Annotated in this window: 3 protein-coding genes and 1 pseudogene; 2 read left to right on the top strand and 2 right to left on the bottom strand. The window is 61.8% G+C overall.

Features of this window, described 5'->3' with window-relative positions; all coding sequences use genetic code 11:
* The first annotated feature begins 121 nt into the window (after positions 1-121).
* A complete protein-coding gene (locus ACFFAR_RS26965) occupies positions 122-1,120 on the top strand; it encodes an NAD(P)H-dependent glycerol-3-phosphate dehydrogenase (RefSeq protein ID WP_174362788.1) in 999 nt (332 codons plus the stop codon).
* Positions 1,121-1,132: 12 nt separating this feature from the next.
* On the opposite strand, the gene trmL is transcribed toward ACFFAR_RS26965, so the two are convergent.
* Together trmL and ACFFAR_RS26955 are read right to left on the bottom strand one after the other, a co-directional pair.
* Positions 1,133-1,603, bottom strand: a complete 471-nt coding sequence (gene trmL / locus ACFFAR_RS26960; RefSeq protein WP_075359307.1) for a tRNA (uridine(34)/cytosine(34)/5-carboxymethylaminomethyluridine(34)-2'-O)-methyltransferase TrmL — start codon at positions 1,601-1,603, stop codon at positions 1,133-1,135.
* Between the two features lie 18 nt (positions 1,604-1,621).
* Positions 1,622-2,438 (bottom strand): annotated as a pseudogene (locus ACFFAR_RS26955) (ComF family protein).
* 133 nt (positions 2,439-2,571) lie between these two features.
* On the opposite strand from ACFFAR_RS26955, the gene ACFFAR_RS26950 reads away from it, so the two are divergent.
* On the top strand, positions 2,572-3,540 hold the full coding sequence (locus ACFFAR_RS26950) for a methyltransferase domain-containing protein (RefSeq protein ID WP_174362787.1): 969 nt from the start codon (positions 2,572-2,574) through the stop codon (positions 3,538-3,540).
* Positions 3,541-3,747: the final 207 nt, after the last annotated feature.

Genomic DNA, 3,747 nt, shown 5'->3' with positions numbered 1-3,747 from the left:
CCTCGCCGAGATCAACTTCCAGGCGCTGTACGAACAACGTATTTCCCAGTTGTCGGCCGCTCAGGAAGGCGTGGCCAACGGCGCGACGCTTAACTAAATCCCGCATATTCCGGAGCCGGGCATGCAAGTAGCCGTTCTCGGCGCCGGTGCGTGGGGCACCGCGCTGGCTGGCCATCTGGCCACTCGCCACGACACGGTCCTCTGGGCGCGCGATCGCGCGCTCATCGAATCCCTGTCCGCTTCTCATGAAAACGAGCGCTATTTGCGCGGCGTGACGCTGCCTGAAACGCTTGTGTACGAAGCGGATCTTTCCTCCGCGTTGAGTCACGGTGCGGCCGGTGATGCACTTTGCGTAGTCGCCGCGCCTGTAGCGGGCCTGCGCGCGTTATGCCGGACGATGCGCGAATCGGGGATCGTCCCGGCGCATATCGTGTGGCTGTGCAAAGGGTTTGAAGCCGATACGCAATGTTTGCCAAATGAGGTCGTCGCGGCCGAACTGCCGCAGCACGCGAGCAACGGCACGCTTTCCGGGCCGAGCTTCGCCCGCGAAGTCGGGCAGGGCTTGCCGGTCGCGCTGACGGTCGCGAGCGCATCGGTCACGCTGGGCGAGCGTACCGTCGCGGCCTTCCACCATGGCGCGATGCGTATCTATACCGGTGACGACGTGATCGGCGTCGAGGTAGGCGGTGCGGTGAAGAACGTGCTGGCTATCGCAACCGGTATCGCCGATGGACTCGGGCTGGGCCTGAACGCGCGCGCCGCGCTGGTCACGCGCGGCTTGGCCGAGATGGCGCGACTGGGCGTGGCGTTGGGCGGCCGCGCGGAGACGTTCAACGGCCTGACCGGACTCGGCGATCTGATCCTGACGGCGACCGGGGATTTATCGCGGAACCGCACGGTGGGCATGCAGCTCGCGACCGGCCGATCCCTGACCGATATCCTCGCCGCGCTCGGCCACGTGGCCGAAGGCGTGCGCTGTGCGCGGGCGGTGCTGGCGCTGGCTGAATCTCATGGCATCGATATGCCGATCACCCATGCCGTTTGCCGCGTCCTGTTCTATAACGTCGCGCCGCGCGATGCCGTCCACGAATTGCTGAGCCGCGACGCAAAAGCTGAATAACGGCGCTTCGCTTTATTCGCCACCCTCGAAGCCTGTCTGACGCCACGCCTCGAACGTCACGATCGCAACCGTATTCGACAGATTCAAACTCCTGTTTCCCGGGCGCATTGGCAAGCGGACGCGCCGTTCGTTCGTGAATTGTCCAAGCACCGCGTCCGACAAGCCGCGCGTTTCCGCGCCGAACACAAACCAGTCGCCTTCCTGGAACGCGTGCCCGAAAAACGGCGTGGCGCCGCGTGTGGTGAACGCGAACATGCGCGTCACGTCGGGTGTTTCCTTCTCGATAAAAGCGTCCCAGTTCGCATGGACGTGCATCTGTGCGTACTCGTGGTAATCGAGTCCGGCGCGGCGCATCTTGGCGTCATCGAGAGGAAATCCTAACGGCTCGATCAAATGAAGCCGTGCGCCCGTGTTGGCGCACAGCCGAATGACATTGCCAGTATTCGGGGGAATTTCGGGTTCGACCAGAACTACGTTGAACATAAGCGATGACTCAAAAGATTAGTCTTGCGGTGTGCGCAGCGCGACAAAGTTGGTGACACGCCGCGCGCCCGCGGTTTTCAGAGTACGGGCCAGCGCGTCGAGCGTGGCGCCGGAAGTCATGACGTCATCGACTATACCGACGTGTTTGCCGCGGACGTCGCGCAGCACTCTGAAGGCATCGCCGACATTGTGGCGGCGCGTATCGAGATCGAGCTTCGCTTGCGGCGCGGTATTGCGGGGTACGCTCGATCAGCGTTGCATCTGCATGCGCACCCAGCCGGCGTGCCAACGGCTTGCCGATGGACCATGCCTGGTTGTAGCCGCGTGTCCTGAGACGCTTCCTGGACAAAGGCACCGGCGCAACGATATCCGGCGCGGCTACATTGGAATCTTCGAACGTGGCTTGCAACTGGCGCGCGAATTCATCGGCGCCCGCTAGCCGCGCCTGAAACTTCAGCTCGAGCGCGAGTGTATCGAGTGGCGCGCGATAATCGGCGAGCGCGATGGTTGCATCGAAATGCGGCGGCTCGGTGATGCAAAGCTTGCAGCGTGACTGAGCGCGGGAGCGGTCTTCGCCGGGGCCGGCAAATACCGACATGGGCAATGCACAAATGAAGCAGCGCGTGCGTGCCTGGTTCCAATACTGCTCATCACAGCCGGCACACAACACTCGATGTGACAAATTGCCACACAATGCGCACTGACTCGGCAAAGCGATGTCGTGCAACCGCACAAACAAACGCGCGGCATCGATAAAGCCTTTTTGCAACAAGCCCAAACCTGCACTTGAAGCGAGGGCTGAACGGCGCAGGATGAAGAGAAATTGTCGATCCATCAGTCCGATCCAAAGACGCGGAAACATTCCGAAATACTGGCTATAACGCCAGCGAACCGTTGTGGCGTCTGGTTTTGCTGAACGTTTTAACAATCGACCGAGTATACTTCGCACTCTTAGAAAACAGGTTGTCATGTCCTCAACTTCCGCCAACGCTGGCCGTCCGGCCTACGATTCGCGCCGCATAAGGCGGATTTTCGATCGCCGCGCCGCGAGTTTTGACGACGTCGCATTCCTGCCGCGCGAAATCGCGGTGCGCATGCGCGAGCGGCTCGAGTACATCAAGGTCGCGCCCGTGCGCGTGCTCGATGCCGGCTGTGGCATGGGGGCCGATCTGCCGGGGCTGCGCGAGCGGTTTGCGGATGCATCGGTGATCGGGCTTGATCTGTCGACTGGAATGCTGGACCGGGCGAATAAGGCCGAGACGGCGGAATCGGAAGCCAACGCCGGCTGGCGGCGTTTCCTGCCCGCCACGCTGGGCAAGGCTTTTGGCGCACGGGGTCCGCAACTGGCGCAGGGCGACTTCGCCGAGCTTCCGTTTTCCGCCGGTGCGTTCGAGATGCTGTGGTCGAACCTCGCGCTGCAATGGCACGCGCGGCCCGACCTCGTGTTCCCTGAATGGGCGCGCGTGCTCAAGGTGAACGGCTTGCTGATGTTCAGCACGCTCGGACCCGACACGCTGAAGGAGTTGAGCGGCGCTTACAAGCAGGCGGAGAAGTCCTTGGGATTGACGCCGCGGCGCCACACCATCGAATTTGTCGATATGCATGACCTGGGTGACATGCTTGTCGAAAGCGGTTTTGAGATTCCAGTGATGGATCAGGAAGTGCTGACAATCACCTACAAATCGCCGGAATCGTTGTTGAAAGACGTGCGTGGCTGGGGTGCGTTCCCCGTCGAGACGGGCGTGCAGCACGGACGCGCGTTGCGCGATGCGCTGCACGCAGCGCTGGAATCACGCCGTCGCGAAGATGGGACGATCCCGCTGACCTTCGAGGTGATTTACGGCCACGCCTGGAAGGCCGTGCCGCGAATGACGGCGGAAGGGCATGGAATCATCAGGCTGGAAGATATAGGACGCGGCCCGAAACGAAGCAAGTGAACAGTGCGGATTGCAGCAGAAGGGCTGGCAAAACGCACTCATGCCGAATTTAATGCACCCTTGACCGCCTCCTGGATACGCGCGTCTACAAGCATCCAAAAGGATGCGGCAAAAGGGCGCAGAGGCTTGTGCGGCTTGGCTTTGCGGCGTGCACCACCTTGCTTGTGGATGCTGGGCAACGCGCCTATAATGCGTCAGTTTGTCGCC

It is taken from the genome of uncultured Caballeronia sp. (assembly GCF_964243625.1).
In the GTDB taxonomy this organism is placed as follows: Bacteria; Pseudomonadota; Gammaproteobacteria; order Burkholderiales; family Burkholderiaceae; genus Caballeronia.
The sequence above is the reverse complement of the archived record's forward strand: the minus strand, read 5'-3'. Positions and strand labels throughout refer to the sequence as shown.